Genomic DNA, 393 nt, shown 5'->3' on the forward strand with positions numbered 1-393 from the left:
TTTCCACCCCGGCCTCACCGTCTGCGACCCCTCCCGCACCGTGCGCCCCATCGGTATCGAGACCGTCGCCCGGGAGACCCGCCGGCGCCGTCGCCTGCTGCACGAGGTGTGGCCGTGCCCGGGGATTGACGCAGCCCCGGTCGTCCCCATCGCGATGGACGAGCTACCCGCCGGCTCCGCCGCCGCCGTCACCCCCCGCCGTCGGGCCGTCCTCGACCTCGCCGACGGCGTCCGAACCCCGGCCGACATCGCCCGGGAACTGGGACGGCTGGCCTTCCACACACTCCTCGACGTGCGCCGGCTCGCCGCCTCCGGCCACGTCGGGACCCCCCGAACCGTGCCGGTCGCACTCCCCGTCGCGCCGCCGGACACGACCGGGGGAGCCCTCCGGCC

The 393-nt window shown here is 76.8% G+C and carries 1 pseudogene; it reads left to right on the forward strand.

Going from position 1 to position 393, the window contains the following annotated elements:
- Positions 1-393, forward strand: a pseudogene (locus FNQ90_RS26710) (hypothetical protein); the annotation flags it as partial.

It is taken from the genome of Streptomyces alkaliphilus, assembly GCF_014141535.1.
Lineage (GTDB): Bacteria > Actinomycetota > Actinomycetes > Streptomycetales > Streptomycetaceae > Streptomyces > Streptomyces alkaliphilus.